16 protein-coding genes and 1 tRNA gene are annotated in these 17119 nt (G+C 66.9%); 9 read left to right on the forward strand and 8 right to left on the reverse strand.

Annotated features, from left to right (window positions below; all coding sequences use genetic code 11):
• The first annotated feature begins 562 nt into the window (after positions 1-562).
• From FMQ63_RS38360 to FMQ63_RS12010, 3 genes are all read left to right on the forward strand, one after another.
• Positions 563-685: a hypothetical protein gene (locus FMQ63_RS38360; protein WP_011553522.1), complete on the forward strand. Its 123-nt coding sequence runs from the start codon at positions 563-565 to the stop codon at positions 683-685.
• A gap of 177 nt (positions 686-862) precedes the next feature.
• On the forward strand, positions 863-1138 hold the full coding sequence (locus FMQ63_RS12000) for a hypothetical protein (RefSeq protein ID WP_020478315.1): 276 nt from the start codon (positions 863-865) through the stop codon (positions 1136-1138).
• A gap of 568 nt (positions 1139-1706) precedes the next feature.
• Positions 1707-3296 (forward strand): MBL fold metallo-hydrolase, encoded by a 1590-nt coding sequence (locus FMQ63_RS12010; RefSeq protein ID WP_011553519.1) that lies wholly within the window; start codon positions 1707-1709, stop codon positions 3294-3296.
• Positions 3297-3353: 57 nt separating this feature from the next.
• On the opposite strand, the gene cysC is transcribed toward FMQ63_RS12010, so the two are convergent.
• Positions 3354-3911 (reverse strand): adenylyl-sulfate kinase, encoded by a 558-nt coding sequence (gene cysC / locus FMQ63_RS12015; RefSeq protein WP_011553518.1) that lies wholly within the window; start codon positions 3909-3911, stop codon positions 3354-3356.
• A gap of 106 nt (positions 3912-4017) precedes the next feature.
• On the opposite strand from cysC, the gene FMQ63_RS12020 reads away from it, so the two are divergent.
• Positions 4018-4803 (forward strand): thioesterase II family protein, encoded by a 786-nt coding sequence (locus FMQ63_RS12020; RefSeq protein ID WP_216608500.1) that lies wholly within the window; start codon positions 4018-4020, stop codon positions 4801-4803.
• Between the two features lie 9 nt (positions 4804-4812).
• Here the strand turns inward: FMQ63_RS12020 and FMQ63_RS12025 are convergent, their stop codons facing one another.
• Positions 4813-5589, reverse strand: coding sequence for a 4'-phosphopantetheinyl transferase superfamily protein (locus FMQ63_RS12025; protein WP_011553516.1), 777 nt, complete (start codon positions 5587-5589; stop codon positions 4813-4815).
• A gap of 200 nt (positions 5590-5789) precedes the next feature.
• Here FMQ63_RS12025 and FMQ63_RS12030 point away from each other — a divergent pair, with 200 nt between their 5' ends.
• The 4 genes from FMQ63_RS12030 (at position 5790) to FMQ63_RS12045 (ending at position 10065) form a co-directional block, all read left to right on the forward strand.
• Positions 5790-7043, forward strand: coding sequence for a glycosyltransferase family 2 protein (locus tag FMQ63_RS12030; protein WP_011553515.1), 1254 nt, complete (start codon positions 5790-5792; stop codon positions 7041-7043).
• Positions 7040-8140, forward strand: a complete 1101-nt coding sequence (locus FMQ63_RS12035; RefSeq protein ID WP_011553514.1) for a hypothetical protein — start codon at positions 7040-7042, stop codon at positions 8138-8140. Before FMQ63_RS12030 ends, FMQ63_RS12035 begins: the two co-directional genes overlap by 4 nt.
• 51 nt (positions 8141-8191) lie before the next feature.
• Positions 8192-9331: a hypothetical protein gene (locus tag FMQ63_RS12040; RefSeq protein WP_011553513.1), complete on the forward strand. Its 1140-nt coding sequence runs from the start codon at positions 8192-8194 to the stop codon at positions 9329-9331.
• A 164-nt stretch (positions 9332-9495) separates the two neighbouring features.
• Positions 9496-10065 (forward strand): hypothetical protein, encoded by a 570-nt coding sequence (locus FMQ63_RS12045; RefSeq protein WP_225909256.1) that lies wholly within the window; start codon positions 9496-9498, stop codon positions 10063-10065.
• A 72-nt stretch (positions 10066-10137) separates the two neighbouring features.
• On the opposite strand, the gene FMQ63_RS12050 is transcribed toward FMQ63_RS12045, so the two are convergent.
• Together FMQ63_RS12050 and FMQ63_RS12055 are read right to left on the reverse strand one after the other, a co-directional pair.
• Entirely contained in the window at positions 10138-11745 is a 1608-nt protein-coding gene (locus FMQ63_RS12050; RefSeq protein ID WP_011553511.1) for a Rieske 2Fe-2S domain-containing protein, read from the reverse strand.
• A gap of 267 nt (positions 11746-12012) precedes the next feature.
• A complete protein-coding gene (locus FMQ63_RS12055; protein ID WP_011553510.1) occupies positions 12013-13101 on the reverse strand; it encodes a carbohydrate-binding protein in 1089 nt (362 codons plus the stop codon).
• A 348-nt stretch (positions 13102-13449) separates the two neighbouring features.
• Here FMQ63_RS12055 and FMQ63_RS12060 point away from each other — a divergent pair, with 348 nt between their 5' ends.
• Positions 13450-14409 carry a TerC family protein gene (locus tag FMQ63_RS12060; protein WP_011553509.1) on the forward strand — a complete coding sequence of 320 codons (960 nt, stop codon included), beginning with the start codon at positions 13450-13452 and terminating at the stop codon, positions 14407-14409.
• Between the two features lie 147 nt (positions 14410-14556).
• On the opposite strand, the gene FMQ63_RS12065 is transcribed toward FMQ63_RS12060, so the two are convergent.
• The 4 genes from FMQ63_RS12065 to FMQ63_RS12080 all read right to left on the reverse strand — a co-directional run bounded on the left by FMQ63_RS12065 (position 14557) and on the right by FMQ63_RS12080 (position 17057).
• Positions 14557-14628 (reverse strand) — tRNA-Val (locus tag FMQ63_RS12065).
• 90 nt (positions 14629-14718) lie between these two features.
• On the reverse strand, positions 14719-14988 hold the full coding sequence (locus FMQ63_RS12070; RefSeq protein WP_011553508.1) for a hypothetical protein: 270 nt from the start codon (positions 14986-14988) through the stop codon (positions 14719-14721).
• Between the two features lie 12 nt (positions 14989-15000).
• Entirely contained in the window at positions 15001-15426 is a 426-nt protein-coding gene (locus FMQ63_RS12075) for a hypothetical protein (RefSeq protein ID WP_011553507.1), read from the reverse strand.
• Positions 15427-15434: 8 nt separating this feature from the next.
• Complete coding sequence (locus FMQ63_RS12080; protein ID WP_011553506.1) at positions 15435-17057, reverse strand: Hsp70 family protein; 1623 nt, start codon at positions 17055-17057, stop codon at positions 15435-15437.
• Positions 17058-17119 lie beyond the last annotated feature (62 nt).

Raw genomic sequence — 17119 nt, forward strand, 5'->3', positions numbered from 1 at the left:
CTGGCCGAAGCCAGCCCCCTCAACCATCTGTCACAGGCGCCGAGCAATCACGGGCCCGGAACCTGTCAACGCGAGCGAGACAGTGAGTTCGAGAGATTACTGCGCAGCTTCCTGTGAGGCGGAGAGACACGCCGGGGGCAACTCCAACGCTTCTTCGACAAGCTCATTCCCGCATTCAACTACCTCGACGGCGTCGCGCGCGCAGCGCTTCCCCACGAGCGTGAAGACGAGGCCGCAGTTGACGGAGCTCATGACCATGTTCGTGTGGCAGTTCTCCGTCCAGCACACGGTCGTAAATGAGGAGGCGTACAACCATGCGGCGTTCGCCCCCAACGCCTCCACGCGCATGTACGCCCCGCCCGCGGGAAAACCATCCAGCAAATGGAGTCCCGCCGACGTCATCGCCTGCATGCCTTCGCAGACGAGGAACTATCCGGACTTGCGCGACATGAACATCCGCGCTCGACGTCCTCCAGGACTCATACCTGTTCAATGACAGCAAGCTGCGCGCGGTGGTGGAAAACTCTTCCAGGACATCCGCGCCGTCGGCGACGCAATCCAAATGCGGCAGGCCCGAGACATTGCCCGCTACCTGGCGCTGAACCCAGACAGCAATCACGTGCCGGAGACAGTGCTCTTCAATCTCCCATCGCCCATCAATGTCATGAACACCATCCAGACATAGCCCGAGGACCTCACAATGAAGGGCATCCGCCACGGAGCGGCGCTCTTCCCGCGCGGGCGCCTCGCCGACAGACCGAATGGGCCCGTTCGCATCCCGACAGTCCGCAGCCCCCAGGTGCCATTGACGCGTTCTCTGGCTATCCTGAGAACGCATCACCTTCTCACAAAAGGAGAATTCATGCGTACGGGCATCATGGTGGGACTGCTGGCAGTAGGGCTGATGACGGGCTGTGGCGGCATCGAAGAGGAGGCCGCCGCCGGGCTCGAAACGGAGGCCCAGGCGATCCCCTGTCGTGACATCACCGGCCGGGACTACGTCATCACGTACTACGCGGAGCCCGCGAAGGTCACCAAGGTCGGTGAGCTCCTCTGCGGCTGCAGCACGCCGGAGACGGTCCTCAACGGCACGAAGACCTCCTACTACGAGAAGGTCTACGGCTGCTTCGCGATGTAGCGAAAACGCCCCGCACGACCTGACACGGCGGAACGGCGCGCGGGCAACGGAAACCCGTTGCTCGCACGTCCGTGGAGGACCCGTCAGGGACTCAATGCGTCCGGTAACAGTAACGCCCTGGGTCACCCTGCGTGCAATCCTCGGGACAGGTCCGGGCCGTCTCCCCAGGGCAGCACGCGCCGTTTCCACAGAACTCGCCACGTGGGCAATCCAGGGGACAACTCAGCCGTTCGCCGATTTCGCAGACACCGTCTCCACAGATCGCGAGCGAGGCTTCCGACGTGGCGAGCGCCTCATCCTGCGCGCCCTCCGAATCCATGGCGCCAACGCCACAGCCCACGGCCACTCCCACCACCAGGGACAGCACAACATTCCAAGCTGCCTTCATGGGACGCTCCTCGCTCGGGTTGCACGATGAAAGGGATACGCCCGAATGCTCGCACGGTTGAGCTAGCGCAAAAGATGCGCCGTGTTGGCCCCGTGCATCACCCTTCGAATCCGTGTATCTACGGGCTCCACGTTTGCCAATTACCCGACGTTTTCCGGACCTCGCTCGGAGGAGACCGCCATGCTGGACCGCCCCATGTACCTCAAGCCGAACGTCGCCATCGAGCCGCTCTACAATCAATGGTACGCGTGGTGGTACCTGCTGTCTCCGGCGACGGCCCCGCTGTTCGTGACGAACCTGCACCAGAAGCTGATGCAGTCCTTCGTGGCGAACCCGGACGTGCACGTGGCGGCCCTGAAGAACCCGATGCTGATGGGCGGCCCGTTCATCAACCACCCGGCGGCGAAGGCCTCGCGCGTGAAGGAGCTCCTGGAGCGGACGCAGAAGGAGCAGGCCAACATGCTCGCGTACACCAAGGCGGTGGCCGAGCTGGAGCAGCTCATGGCGCCCAACAACGGCGGCTCCCTGGAGGGCCTCTACGCCAAGGTGCCCGACATCCTCCGCGGCTACGTGGAGCTCACGTACGACCTGAGCAACCGCGCCAGCGCGCGGTACATCGAGCCGCTCCTGTACCGCAGCCCCTTCCACAAGGAGTCCTCGCAGAGCGTGACGCTCATGCAGGTGGACGGCGACTGGCGGCCCTACATCTTCAGCACGCCCCGCCTGGAGGAGGACACGCCCCTGTGGCTGCGCGTCCCCTACAAGCACGAAGGCCTGGACGCCCTCTTCCGCATGCGCCACACGCCGGGCTCCCCCGGACAGGTCGCGGAGATGCTCGGCGTGCCCGCCTCCGCCGCGGACGCCTTCGCCGCGCTCTTCACCGACGTCGAGCCCCGCCGCACGGAGCGCTACACCGGTGAGGGCGTGCGCGTGCGCTACTTCGGCCACGCCTGCGTGCTGCTGGAGACGAAGGACGTCAGCATCCTCACCGACCCCGTCATCAGCTACGAGTTCCCCACGGACCTCCCCCGCTTCACCCACTCCGACCTGCCCGAGCGCATCGACTACGTGGTCCTCACGCACGGCCACGCCGACCACCTGATGATGGAGACGCTCATCCAGCTGCGGCACCGGGTGGGCTGCATCATCGTCCCGCGCAACAACGGCAACTCGCTTGCGGACCCGTCGCTGCGGCTGATGCTCCACCACAACGGCTTCAAGAACGTGGTGGAGATTGACGACCTCCAGGAGATTCCCGTGCCGGGCGGCTCCATCACCGGCCTGCCCTTCTTGGGCGAGCACAGCGACCTGGCCATCCAGGCCAAGACAGCGCACCTGGTGCGCCTGGGCGGCAAGTCCATGCTGATGGCCGCGGACTCCAACGCCATCGAGCCGCGCATGTACCAGCACCTGCGCGACATCGTCGGCACCATCGACGTGCTGTTCCTCGGCATGGAGTGCGAAGGCGGCCCGATGAGCTGGATGTACGGCCCGCTGCTGTGCAATCCCCTGCCCCGGAAGATGGACCAGGCCCGCCGGCTCAACGGCTCCGACAGCGCCCGCGCCATCGAAATCACCAACTACCTGTCGCCCAAGGAGGTCTACGTCTACGCCATGGGCCAGGAGCCGTGGCTGCGCCACGTGATGATCCTCGTCTACGACGACAAGGCCCCGCAGATTGTCGAGTCGAACAAGTTCCTGGAGCACTGCCGCACGAAGGGCATCCAGGCCGAGCGCCCCTACGTGAAGATGGAGCGCATCCTCGCTTGAGTCCGCGCCTCCGTTCCCCCGAGGTGCGCGGACGTTCCGCCACCTCGGGGACGCGCTTCACGCCGCCGCGGCGGCGTCGAGCAGGCCCCGCTTTCGCAGCGTCTCCAAGACGCGCCACAGGCCCGCCTCCACGGTGTCCACATCCGAGTGGACGGTGACGTCGGGCGCGTCAGGCGCCTCATAGGGGTCCGACACGCCGGTGAAGTGCGCCAGCTCGCCGGCCAGCGCCTTCTTGTAGAGCCCCTTCACGTCCCGGGCGATGAGCACGTCCAGAGGCGCCTGGACATAGATTTCCACGAAGGGGATGCCCGCTTCCTCGGCCAGCCGGCGCACCTCGGCGCGCGAGCTCGCATAGGGCGAAATGGCCGCGGCGATGACGCCCACCCCGTGCTTCGCCAGCAGCCGGGCCACATGACCGATGCGGCGCACGTTCTCCTCGCGGTCCTCGCGGGTGAAGCCCAGCCCGCGGGACAGCCAGGTGCGCACCTCATCCCCGTCCAGCACCTCCACGGGCATCGACGAGGCCAGGTGCGCACGCAGTGCACGGGACAAGGTGCTCTTGCCCGCACCTGACAGACCTGTCAGCCAGAGTATGAAGCCCGCGGAACGCCCCATTGTGACTCCAGAACGACGCCCCTGCGCGTCCCCGAAACGCTAACACGCCACGCGGCCTCCGGGACTTGACCCGTTTTCCGTGGCCATGCGACAGAGCCTTCACGTCATGCAAAGCGCGTCCAACTCGAGCCCTCATGCCCCCGACCGCTGGTTCCCCACCCGGAAGCCGTTGACGGACCCACGGCTGCGGCTGTTCTGTCTGCCGTACGCCGGTGGCAGCGTGGCCATCTACAACCAGTGGAGCCAGGGCCTGCCGGCGGGTGTGGAGCTGTGCCCCGTCCAGCTTCCCGGGCGCGAACGCCGCCTGTCCGAGAAGCCCATTGGCAGCCTGCCTGCCCTGGTGGACGCGCTGCTGCCCGCCATCGCGCCGCTGCTGGACCGGCCCTTCGCCTTCTTCGGCTACAGCATGGGCGCTCGCATCTCCCTGGAGCTCGCCAGGCGCCTCCAGGCTCGCAATGGCCCGCGCCCCGTGGGCCTGTTCCTGGGGGCCGCCGGGCCGCCGTCCGTCAACACCCGCGAGCCCATCCACCATCTGCCCGAACCGGAGTTCATCGCGCAACTGCGGCGCTATGACGGCACGCCCGAGGAGATCTTCCAGCACCGCGAGCTGCTGGAGCTGGTGCTGCCCATGCTGCGCGCCGACTTCGGCATCGCCTTCACGGAGGACGGCCCCCAGCCCGCGAAGCTGGAGGTCCCCATCTCCGTCGTCGGCTCGCCCGAGGACAAGCACGTCCCCACCGCGAACCTGGAGCGCTGGCGCGACGAGACGCGGAGCGAGGACGTCCGCGTCCGCCTCTTCCCCGGCGGCCACTTCTTCATCAAGTCGCAGCGGGACGCCCTCCTCGCGCACATCAGCGAGGACCTGAACCGGTGGATGGGCCGCGCGCCCTGAGCCCGCCGTCTACGCCGCCTGGAACCGGGGCGGCGTGTCCCCGGCCAGCGGCACCGTGAACTGCCAACGCACCGACAGCGGCTGCCCACGGGGCCGGTTCACCGCCACTGCCGCCTGGTGCCGCTCCGACGGGCGCAGCTGAACGAACTGCCACGCCTCCGGCACGTCTTGCATCCGCGGGTCGAAGGAGATGCGCGGCGCCTGTCCCGGCTCCAGGTGGAAGGCGAACTGGTCCAGCGGCAGTGACAGCCCCGCGCCGCGCGCCTTGATGTAGGACTCCTTCAGCGTCCAGTACTCGAAGAAGCGCTCCCGGTGCCGCTCCGCCGGCAGGGCCTTCAGCGCCGCCACTTCCGAGGCGGCGAAGTAGTGGTCGGCGATCTCCACCGTCTCCCCCTTCCGCTGCGCGTCCTCCACGTCCGCGCCCAGCTCCGCGTCCCAGCCCACCGCCACCAGCGCCATGCCGTCGGTATGGGACAGGTTGAAGCGCAGCTTCGGGCCCCACTCCCCCCGCACCACCGGCCGGCCGTACGTGTTGGTGTCGAAGGCCCAGGCCTCCGGCGCCACCGGCGCGTAGCGCGACAGCGTCAGCCGCACCAGCGCATGGCTCACCAGGTACTGGCGCTGGTGCCGCTCGAAGCGGAAGCGCTGCTGCTTGTCGCGCTCCTTCGCGTCCAGCAGCGCCCAGTAGGCATCCAGGAGGCGCCGGTCGTCGATGCGCTCGGGCTCGACAATCCATACATGGACCTCATCCGGACGCAGCGCGAGGGGCTGGAAGTCTGTCGGCATGCCCCCTTTCTACCACCGCCACCTGTTCGCTCCTGCGTGCTTCTGCGTGGCATGGCCACTGATGGCCACTATCTCTGACCCCGAGGCAGTTGGCACACGCCGTCGTCCCCGCCAACCTTTCGCTCGCCCATCTTGAGGGTCGTGACGGTTGCAGGGGCAGCGACAAGGGCTGCTCGTGGCGTGATGGGGGGCGGGGACGGATGGAGCTCTTTCCAATTCAGTTACTTTTCATGGTGGTTCTGATGAACCGCTATGTCCTCGGGCCATTGCTACGGCGCCTGAAGGGGCGGAAGTTCGACAGAGTCGACGACACCTACCTGCCGCGAGTCGCCATCGTCATCCCGCTGTTCAACGAAGGCGAAGGCATCTACCACGGCGTTCGCAGTCTCCTGGAGCAGGACTATCCCAGCCACCTGCTGCAAATCGTGGTGGTGGATGACTGCTCCAAGGATGACAGCTACGCCTGGGCGCTGAAGGCGGCGGAGGGAAATCCCAACGTCATCGTCATGCGCAACCCGGAGAACATGGGCAAGCGCAAGGGCATCAACCGCGCGGTGAAGGCCGCCACGGACGCGGAAATCATCGTGTCGGTGGACTCGGACGTCATCGTCGACAAGGCCGCCGTCCGCCAACTGGTGCGCCGCTTCGTCAGCCCGCGCATCGCCGCGGTGGGCGGCCGAACCTACGTGACGAACCGTCATCAGAACTGGATGACGCGGATGATTGAAATCAAGTTCCACTTCGCCCAGGAGTGGCTCAAGGACCTGGAGCGCAGCTTCCGCCAGGTGATGTGCCTGTCGGGCTGCCTCACCGCGTACCGCCGCCACGTGCTGCTGGAGCTGGAGCCCATCCTCGAGGCGCGCGCCATCGCGGGCATCCCCATCAAGTACGGCGAGGACCGGTTCCTCACGCGGCAGATCGTCAAGCACGACTACGAGACGGTCTACACGCTGGACGCCTTTTGCTTCACCGCCGCGCCGTCGACGCTGGCCGGGTACTTCTCCCAGCAGCTCCGGTGGCGCCGCTCCAACCTGGTGGACCTGCTGGGCGGCCTGTCACACGCCTGGCGGCTCCACCCGGTCGTGGCGGTCCACTACGTGTCGCAGCTCGCGCTGCTCCTCTCCTACCCGCTGGTCATCGTGCACAACGTCCTGACCGGCGAGTTCTGGGACATCCTCGCCTTCCACTTCCTGGTCATCGGATTGCTGGGGGTCATCTATCGCATCGAAACACGGCACCTTCCCGCGGACCGACGCGTCCACGGCGCCAGCTTCCTGCCCATGGCCCTGCTGATGCCGGTGACGTACGCGCTCTTCACACCGCTGGCGCTGCTGACGCTGGACTCGGGGAGCTGGGAGACACGGGGCAGCGCCAACACCGCTCCCGAGACGTCCCCGGTCGACTCCGGGGGCCGCTTTCCTCCCACCCATGCTGGTGAGGGCACTACGCCATGAACCAACGCGTCGCCAATCGCGTCAACAGCATCGCCGTATCGGCCTACAAGTTCATCGGTTCCCTGCTGCTCGCGCTCATCATGCTCGGGCTGGTGTCCTTCCTGTCCGTCCAGGGCTTCTTCCTGGTGAGCCGCAGCTGGGTGACCCCCACGGTCATCTCGCCTACGGACCCGCAGATTCTCACGCTCAATACGCAGGTGGCCGCGCAGACGTCCGCGCGCGACCACGTGTTGTCGGACCGGCGTTCGGTGGAGAACCGCATCTCCGACGCCGAGCGCACCGTCGCCGCGGAGCGCGCGTTCCAGCAGCGCTTCCTCGTCGCCCTGCGCGGCGAGCGCGACGCCAGGGACCGGGTGGCACGGCGGCTGGCGTTGCTGCGCCGGGAGTACAGCAGCGCCCGGGCGGAGATTCTCCAGTCCAACCGTGCCTTCGCCGGACTGGCGCGCACGCGCACCGACGCGCTGTACGACGCGCGCATGATGGAGCAGGAGGAGAAGCTCACCATCAACCACCACCTGGCGCAGCTGGCGCAGAGCAACCTGGCACTGGCGCAGTCCTCGGCGGACCTGGAGACGCGGCTGGATTCGCTCCAGCGGGAGATTGCCGGCCTCTCGGCGGTGCAATCCGGGATGGGCAAGAACGAGACGCCCCAGGGCATGACGTCCGACGTGCTGCTGCTGGAGCGCGAGTACACGCACTCCGTCCTGGAGCAGGCCCGCGCGGAGGCGACGCTGAAGAGCCTCCAGACGGACCTGGCCGCCCTGGACGAGGTGGCCCTGCGCTACGACACGCTGATTGCGTCGCTGCGTGCGTCCCCGTACCTCAAGGCTATCGAGAGGGACCTCACCGTCGCATTCGTCCCGTACGAGAACATCCCGAACGCCGAGCAGGGCACGCCGCTGTACTCGTGCGCGGCCAAGGTCCTCTGGTGCCATGAGGTGGGCGTCATCGGGCGCGTGCTCGAGGGCGAGGTGTCCCTCAAGCACCCCATCCGCCAGTACATGCTCCGCGGCGTCATGGTGGAGGTCCAACTGACGGACGCGCCTTCCGCCCGGGAAGACCTGCTCCACCTGGGCCGGCCGCCGCTGCTGCTGTGAATCCCACCACCCTTTGACTGGAGACGGCCTCGGAGCCGGAGACACTCGACCATGCGGATGACCGTCACTTGTGGCGCATTGCTGTCACTTGCCGCGCGCCTGGCGCTGGCCCAGCCGGCGCCTCCTCCCGCGGGAGAACTCACGTCACCGTCCCGCGAGGACCGGGCCGCCGGTTACTGCGACTTCGTCCGCGGCGTGGGCAGCGCGGAGGCCGCGCTCGAACTGGCGCCCGAGCTGTTCGGGGCCTTCGGCGTGGTCAACGCGGGCGAAGCCAGCAGTGGCGCCGGTACCACGCCGTTGGGTGAGCCCACCCCGCGTGTGACGGCGGGGTTGATGTACGACCTCGTGGGCATCTACCGCGGTCGAGCCATCCACAAGCGTGCGGAGGCGGACTGCCGCCGTCAACGGGCGATGGTGGTGCTGGAGTCCGCCATCCGCCAGGGGAGCGGCCTGGGCGAACAGGCCGCGCTGGAGGCTCGAGCTCGCGTTCTGGAGGAGGCGCTGCCCCACGCCGAGGCGCTGCTCACGTCGCTTCGCAACGACATGAAGCAAGGCCTGGTGACGCTGGAGGAGCTGAACGCGGTGCAGGTCCGGCTGGATGGGCTGCGTCAGCTCTCGAGCAACACCCAGATTGCTCGCGAGCGGCTGGCGGCACGGCCTCGGGTTCAAGAAGGTCAGCGGCTGGAAAGTGTGCTGAACGAGCTGCGAGCCGCGGATGACCAGCTCGAGGCGTATCACGGTGCGCTGCGCAGCTCGCGCGCCTGGCGCGTCAGCGTGCGCGGTGGGTACGACAAGCTCATCGACGTCGACCAGGACCTGCCCCTCTTCGGGCAGCTCACGCTGTCCTACAATCTGGGCCATCTGTGGCTGGGCTCGGCCAACGCACGGGCGAGGGAGGGCCGCCGTCGCGCGACGCTCGATGATGTGTCGGGCGTGCCCCAGCGGGTCAACGAGCTGGTCGCCGAGCTGCGCACCGTCCACCGCACCGAGGAGGGCCGGTTGCGTGAGGTGAGCACCCTGGTGTCGGACCTGGAAGCGCAGCTGCAGTCCATGGACGCGCTCCAGACGCGGGAGATTCGCCGATTCCGCGGCTACCTGATGATGGAACTCACCCGCCTGCGCGCGGAGCAGGCCTATTTGCGTGCCCATGTGGAATCGCTTCAGTCCTTCCTGGGGGCCCGGTCGCCGTGACACCGCGCCGGCTGCTCGTGGGCTGCGGCGTCCTGGCCTCGCTGCTGGGCGCCGACTCCAGTCCAGCGAATGAGGGCTGGAATGGCGATGTGGCGCCACGGCTCGCTCCGAACGAACGGGGTGAGCCGCGACGCCCAGGGGCTCCCCGGAAGAAAGGCTGGCCCATGCTGACGCGCGTCCCATTGTCCCGACTGAAGGTTACTGAAGGAAGCCTGGAGCCCGGACCCGGCGAGCAGCTCCTCGTCGACGGGCCGCGCATGCGCGCCATCGTTCCTGAAAGCACGACGAGCGACGTGGCGCTGCGCTTCACCCTTCTAGGCCCCACTGAGCGCCAGGTGGCCCTGGCTTCGGGGGAGCAGCGCCAGCAGGTGGGCCTCAAGCTCTTCGCGGTGGATGCCTGCAACGTGCTGTACGCGATGTGGCGGCTGGCACCCAAGCCGGGCATCGTCGTCAATTTCAAGCGCAACCCGGGGCAGCACACCAGCCGCGAGTGCGGAAACCGGGGCTACACCCTCCTGCACCCCGAGCAGCACGTCCGGCTCGAAGCGCCCTCGACAGGGGAACCTCACACGCTGCGGGCCCAGTTCGACGGCAAGGTCCTCCGCGTCTGGGCGGACGACACGCTCGCGTGGACGGGCGAGGTGCCCGAAGAGGCGCTCGCGCCGGATGCCCCGGTGGGCCTGCGCTCGGACAACGTTCGGCTGAGTCTTCAGCTCTCCACGCCGCCGCCCTGAAGTGCGGGCCCTCCGCGCTTGCGTCGCCCCCTGAGCGCCACGGCAACCGCGCGGCGCCCAGGGAACACGGCACTACAACTGAGGCTGCGGGTCCGTCGCCGGCGTCTGGGGCTTCTCCTGCTCACGCTCGGGCAGCAGCTCCGCGCAGAGCGTGGACGTGTTCTGCGTGCACACGCCCCCGGCGTCCAGGTCGAACTGCCAACGGTGGCGCGGGCACACCAGGTAGCGCCCCTCCTCTACCCAGCCCTCGGACAGGTCGGCGCCCTGGTGGGGGCAGAAGCGCTGGATGGAGAAGCGCCGTCCACCGGCCTCCACCACCGTTCGCTCCCGCTGGGACTCGGTGGAGCGGATGCCGTCGCAGAACTCGCGCATGTCCTCGATCTCCACACCCAGGAAGCCGTGCAGCACCGGCTCGTACACGTCCGGGTTGCGACTCAGGCGCAGGCGGAACGACAGCAGGAAGTCCTCCCACGTGAGCTTGCGGTCCAACACGCGCCCCACGTCGGCCGCGCTCGTCTTCAGCGTGTAGCGAACCTCTTCCTGGATGTCCGCCACCACGTGGACACGGCGCGACTTGAAGTCCACGCGCAAGAGCCGGTCCGGAAGCTCCGTCAGCTCCACGTAGAGCGGCATGCCCACGCGCTCGTGCAGGTCGAGGAGGTCCAGCTTGCGCTGGAGTTCCACGCGCAGCCGCTCGTGAATCTCCGCCACCTCCGCGACGAGCAGGTTTCGCCGCCGCTCGCGGAACACAGACTCCTGCCGCTTCGCGTAGGCGTGCAAGTACGCCTTCATGTTCTCCGGCGTCACGCGCTCGGCCACCTGCGAGACGAACTCCAGCGACTTCGCGTCCAGCACGTCCCCGGGCATCGGCTCCAGGTAGCGCGTCTTCCCCTGGGGCAGACGCTGCCGCAGAAAAGCGAAGAGCTGCGTCGCGTTCGGGAAGATGTTCACCTTCTCGAAATTGAGGTGGAACTGCGCCGGGTCCAGGAAGGCCGCGGGCCCGGCCGCCGCGATGTACGCCCGCGGCTGAATCACCTCGAGCGTGCGCGCCACCGCCTCGAACTTGCTCTCCCGCTTCTTCAGCGAGATGGCCGCATAGGTCTCCGCCGGGTACTCGTAGCAGGTGGGGTGCCAGATGGCCCCGGAGAACTGCGCGGAGAACACGTCGATGGGCCCCTCCTCCGCGACGATGCGCCCCATCCGGTCATGGAGCTTGCAGTCGTTGATGTTGAGGAAGCACTGCCCGTCACCGCGCACCATCACCGCGGAGTCACGGTTGGTCCCCTGCTCCGACACGAACAGCTTCACGTAGCCGCCCTTGATGGGGACCTCGTGGCCGTCCTCGCAGGCGATGACCTGCTTGCAGCCATACCTGGCGAACACGTCCTGCAGTTCGGAGCGGTGGAAGCGCGGCACCAGCACCGTGAAGTCCCTCTGGCGGAGGGTGGCCAGGAACTCCGGGTCGAAGTGGTCCTTGTGCTCGTGACTGACGTAGAGGTAGCGCGCCTTGCCGGGCGTCTCCAGCTTCTCCCGCACGCGCGGCGCCAGGTGGTGGTTGCACGGCAGCTGCATCCACGCCGAGTCGAATGCCCCGCGGGACGACAGCCACGGGTCCATGACGACAATGGCCCCCGCCGTCTCCACGACGAACCCGGCGTGGCCCAGGAAAGTAATGTGCATGGGAAGTCTTCCTCTCTGACAGCCAGTGGGCCGGCCTGAGCGCCGAGCCCCGGCAAAACAGGGCTGCCGGCGGCTGGCTGGCGCGTCGACGCCCGCAAGGTGGGGAGGCCGAAGCCGCACTCGCCACCCGCCCGGGAGGTGGACCTTCCCGTCCATGGACGCACGAAGGGCGCGGAGGACCTCGTCGGGTCCCCCACGCCCTCGTGTGACCGCGGACTTCCGTGTTCAGGCGCGCCCCGTTCAGCGGACGCGCCAGGAATCAGCGGCTCACTGCTCCGGCGCGATTTCGCGCACGGACAGCCACTTGAAGTCCACGTCGTCGGTGCTGTCCCAACGGAACGTGGCGATGGGGCCGCCCCACGTGAGCGGAATCGCGCCATCCGCGCCGCCGCAGTGCTCGGCGTCACCACCCCAATCACCGGCGTCCACGAAGTCGTAGACCTTCTCCCAGGAGACCTTGTCGGCGTTCTCGTTGAGGTACATCTCCAGGTGCACGGCCTCCTTGCCGTTGACCTGCGTGTTCCGCATCACCGTCTTGAAGCCCACCCAGCGGCCCGTCAGCGGCTCCGTCACCTTCTTGTACGGCGCCTGCTCGTAGGAGACGTGCCACGCCTCCTTCTGGAAACGAGCCTGGCCATTGAAGTGCAGCGCGCCCTTGTAGCTGCTGCCCTCACAGCCCTCGTGGTCGTCGTTGTGCTTCCCGCCACGCGCATACATGTCGAAGTTGTCGGACTCATCGGACGCGGAGTTGAGCTTCACGAAGCCCGTCATCTCGATGTTCTTCCAGTCGTTTGGCGACTGCATGTAGCCACGGCTGGCGAGCACGTCACGGTCATACGTGGCGATCTCTTTCGGCTTGTAGCCGGTGGACGTGAAGACGTTCATGCGCACCTTGTCGCTCTTGAGATTCCAGGAGCCGTCCGAGTTGCGCGTGAGGTCGTCCTGCGGGTCGAAGCGGCTGTCGGACATCGCGTCGTCGGCCAGGAACCACTGCTCACCGCCGGCGGCGGACGGGTGGATCATCGTCACGCCGAACTTGTCCGCGCCCGACGCGACAGGCTGCTCGGGCTCGGTCGACGGGTTCTCGGGATGGGTCGAGGGCTCGTCGGGCGGCGTGGTGGCGACAGGCTCATCCGGCGAAGTGTCAGAATCCCCAGGCTCCGGGGTGCCGGGAGTCTGGCCACCGGGCGTCTGCTCGGACGGAGAGGGAGCAGGCACCTGCGGAGACTGGCCAGGGGTCTCGGTCCGCCCTGGCGCGTTGGAATCCTCGTTACCAGCTTCATTCCCGCAGCCCGTGATGGCGGCCAGAGCGAAGAGCGCACCACACGTCGAGGACAGAAAACGATTCCGAGTCAAAATAGCGTCCTTACTGCTTGAGGCATGAGGGTGACGAGTCCCCAGGCGCCTATCGCCTGGAGTTGGCTCGACGCGTCCTTCCGTCGGGTGGGGTAGCTGCCTCAGGGACGGTGACGCCTGGCTGGTCTCATAGCCCCGTGTTTGATTTTTCCAACCGGGACGGTTCCAAACCCGTCGCCTTCAAAACCACTTCCCAAACATCTGGGATGTTTTTGACTGCCCGTATGCCCACCAGGCCACAGAGGGAGCACGGACGCATTTTGCCCGGGTCCTTCGGTTTTTCAGATGGAGTGCAGCTGGAATTCCTATTTGTGGAAGGCTCGGATGACTCCTATCTGACGCCCCCATATGGAAACCTTCCCAAGCGTCGGCAGCCCGGGCCTGTGGGCCGGCTTTATCGCCTTCGTCATCGCGATGCTGGCGCTCGATCTCGGCGTCTTCCACCGCAAAGCCCACGTGGTGAAGTTCAAGGAGGCCCTGGGCTGGAGCGCGTTGTGGGTCAGCCTGGCGCTCGTCTTCGGCGCGGGTGTCTGGTGGAAGTTCGGGCCTGAGCCCGGCCTCCAGTTCATCACCGGCTACCTCATCGAGAAGTCGCTCTCCGTCGACAACATCTTCGTCTTCGTCGTCATCTTCTCGGCGCTGCGAATCCCCGCGCTGTACCAGCACCGAGTCCTCTTCTGGGGCATCCTCAGCGCGCTGGCGCTGCGAGCCATCATGATTTTCGCGGGCGTGGCGATGCTGGCCCGCTTCCACTGGCTCATCTACGTCTTCGGCGGCTTCCTCATCATCACGGGCGTGAAGCTCTTCCTCCAGCGCAACAAGGAGGACAACCCGGAGGAAGGCGCGCTGATGCGTCTTGCCCGGCGGACCATCCCCTCGACGCCCAACTTCGACGGGCACCACTTCTTCACCGTGGAGAACGGCCGCAAGCTGGCCACGCCGCTGCTGATGGCGCTCCTGCTGGTGGAGGCGTCGGACATCCTCTTCGCGCTCGACTCCATCCCCGCCATCTTCGCCGTGACGACGGACCCCTTCATCGTCTTCACGTCCAACATCTTCGCCATCCTCGGCCTGCGCTCCATGTTCTTCATGCTGGCCGGCGCGGTGGAGAAGTTCAGCTACCTGAAGGTGGGCCTCTCCGCGGTGCTCGTCTTCGTCGGTACGAAGATGGCGATCATCGACTTCGTGAAGATGCCGCCCGAGGTGTCCCTGTCGGTCATCGCCGGCCTGCTGGGCGCGAGCATCGTCGCGTCGCTAATCAAGTCCCGGCACGCGCCCACCAGCGACGCCGACGCGCCCAAGGTCTGAGCCGCACCGCGGCCTCACGCCGCGATTCCAAGCCCACTCCGCGCAGCATGCGGGGTGGGCTTTCTTGCGTCTGGCGCGACGGTGAATGCGGAGCCCGCAAAGCAGAAAGGCCGTGAGTCCCGATTCGGACTCACGGCCTTTCTTGAGTGGGCGCAGCAGGGTTTGAACCTGCGACCCCTGCCGTGTGAAGGCAGTGCTCTACCGCTGAGCTATACGCCCTTCTGCTTTCTGCTGCCCGCCGCCGGTGTTGCCAGCGGCGAACGCGGGTGTAGATGCCATTCGCCCGCTCAGGTGTCAACGCATTTTCGACTACAGCGCGCCGAGCTTCTCATCGAGCTCGCGCAGCCGGCGCTTGAGGCCGGACAGCTGCTTGCCCAGGGCCTTGAACTCGCTGCGGGGCGCGAAGTTCAGCGCCTTCATCAGCTCCTCCTGCCCCCGGTCGAGCGCCTGCTTGCCGCGCTGGGCTTTCCCAATGGCGTTGGCAATGGCCATCGCGCGACGGTCGTCGGCCATGAGCTTCTCCATGGCCTTGCCCGACACATTGAGGGCCTGCTTCTTCAGGTCGTCCTTGATTCCCATGGGGTCTCTCGCTCAGGGCTCGTCGATGAACTGCGTCTGCAGCTGCGCGAAGACGCGGTCGGCGATGCCCTTGTACTTCATGCGTTCGATCAGCGGCTGCAGGTCGCCCTTCATGGAGATGCGGCGCTTGAGCACCGCCTCCACCGGGTCCAGCGTCCCTTTGAGGAGCTGCTTCCAGACGCTGTAGGGCGCGCGGGCCAGGTACACCGGCTCCAGCTCGTCCAGGTCGTCTGGATCCGCCAGGACGCGCGCCTTCTCGATGCGGCAGTCACCGGGGACGACGTGCACCACGAAAGCCTTCGCCAGCTTGCCGGGCTCGGCTTCCACCACCGCCCCGAAGTCGCCCTTCCAGCCCTTGCCGGCCATGGCGCACTCGGGATCCTCATTGGTGAGGCGGACCGCTTCGTCCACCCACTCCTTCGACGGGAACTTCGCCATCTGGACTCCTAGCCCCTCCGGAAGATGCTCTTGATACTGGAGAAGAGCCCCCGGTCGTCGCTCCCGCTGTTGCTGGAGCTGGGCACCTGCTGTGAGTGACGCGACGCGACCTCCTGGAGCGCCCGCTTGAGCTGCTCCGGCGTGTCGCGGGTGGCGAGGTCCACCTTGCGCATGCCGCTCGCTTCCTCCACCGTCACCTGGAGCAGACACTCCTCGGTGAGGCGGAAGTCGATCTTCCGGCCGGCGGCGGCCGAGGGCACGCGAACCGTGCCCAGATATTCGTTGTCCACCAGCAGGTCACTGTCCCCCTGGTAGATGTCCAGCTCGATGAAGGGCGAGCCCGGCTCCTTGGGAGGAGGCAGACGGAAGCTCTTCACCATGGGAATCAGCGAGTTCTTCTCGATGATGCGCTTCACGCGCCCGTTGGGCATCGCGTAGCCGATGGGCATGGACAGCGCGTCCAGCAGCGTCACCGCGTCGATGCTGCCCAGCGAGTCGCCCAGCAGCGCCGCGCCCAGGGCCACGCACTCGTCCGGGTGGACGCCCTTGCGCGGCGCCTTGCCGAAGTGCGCCTGGATCTTCTGCTGCACCAGCGGCATGCGGCTCTGGCCGCCCACCAAGATGATCTCGTCGATCTCCGCGCGGGAGATGCCCTTCTCCGCCAGCACCCGGTCGCAGATCTCGAAGGTGCGGTCCACCAGGTCGCCGGTGAGGCTGTTGAGGAACTCGCGCGTCAGGGGGATGCGCATGTCCATCGGCTTGCCCTTGCGCTCGTCGATGTAGGGCAGGTCGATGACGACGTTGGGGATCAGCGTGAGGTCGATCTTCGCCGCCTCCGCCGCGTTCTTGATGCGCTGGAGCGCGATGGGGTTCTCCGTGTTGAGGTCGACCTTGGTCTCCTCCCGGAAGCGCTCCAGCGCGTACTCCATGATGCGGTTGTCGAAGTCCGCCCCACCCAGGAAGGTGTCGCCGCCGGTGGCCAGGACTTCGAAGACATTGCCGGCCAGGTGCAGCACGGACACGTCGAAGGTGCCGCCGCCCAGATCGTAGACGAGGACCTTCTGATCCAGGCCCCGGTTGAAGCCGTAGGCCAGCGCCGCGGCGGTGGGCTCGTTGACGATGCGCTTCACGTCGAAGCCCGCCAGCCGGCCGGCCTCCTTCACCGCGTTGCGCTGGTTGTCGTTGTAGTAGGCCGGGACGGAGATGACCGCCCCCTCGATGGGGCCGCCCAGGAACTGCTCCGCGATGGTCTTCACCTGGCCCAGCACGAAGCTGGACACGTGGGGCAGCGAGTACAGCTTGCCGCCCATCATCACCGCGGCGTCCCCGTTGGCGCCCTCGACGATGTCGTAGGGGAAGTAGCCCCGGAGATCCTCCACCGTCTTGGAGTTGTACTTCCGCCCGATGAGCCGCTTGGTTCCCCAGAGCGTGTTCTTCGGGTTGGTGACCATCTGGTCCTTGGCCACCCCACCCACCAACAGGTCGCCGCGCGCCGACAGCGCCACGACGGAGGGCAGCGTGAGATTGCCGCGATCGGTGGGGACGATCTTCGGGATACGGTTGCGGACGGACGCCACCAGCGTGTTGGTGGTACCGAGGTCAATCCCGATGATGCGAGGTCTGTCCGCCATGAAGTGAGGGGGCTCGTGCCAAAAGACGCCGCCCCTGATTCCACTGTCTATCACGTCGCGCA

This window comes from Myxococcus sp. CA005 (assembly GCF_006518205.1).
Taxonomy (GTDB): domain Bacteria; phylum Myxococcota; class Myxococcia; order Myxococcales; family Myxococcaceae; genus Myxococcus; species Myxococcus xanthus.